The organism is Arthrospira sp. PCC 8006 (assembly GCF_046480465.1).
Lineage (GTDB): Bacteria > Cyanobacteriota > Cyanobacteriia > Cyanobacteriales > Microcoleaceae > Limnospira > Limnospira platensis.
Map to the genome: position 1 here is coordinate 1 of NZ_PKGG01000585.1, position 394 is coordinate 394.

The 394-nt window shown below is 36.3% G+C and carries 1 pseudogene; it reads right to left on the reverse strand.

Going from position 1 to position 394, the window contains the following annotated elements:
* Positions 1-394: pseudogene (locus B9T16_RS29490) on the reverse strand (hypothetical protein); the annotation flags it as partial.

The following is a 394-nucleotide window of genomic DNA, read 5'->3' on the forward strand; positions in this document are numbered from 1 at the left end:
AATAATATCCCCTAAGTAACTTCCAGTCAATCGATTCAGTTCTTGGCGGAAATTTTGTTCTAAGTCTGATAAGGTCGAGTCAAAGGCTCGAATTACATCTTCCATGCCAAACTCAACAAGTTCGACATATCCAGCCTGGGGCTTTTTCTGAGAACGATTTGCTGGAGAAACAGGGAATACATCCTCAAAGTCTCTATCTGGAAAAACATCCCTTAATTCTTTTTCAATTCGGCGATAAGTAGGTAAAAACAATACTTGTTCTTCTTCAAGGTTAGATTGGATATATTCAGCCAGTTTATCTGTAATCCTGATTTCTTTATCTTCCTCTAAATCGGCTCGACTTGAAGTTCCTAATCTAATAAATGAACTGTAAAAGTTATTTATTCTTTTGACT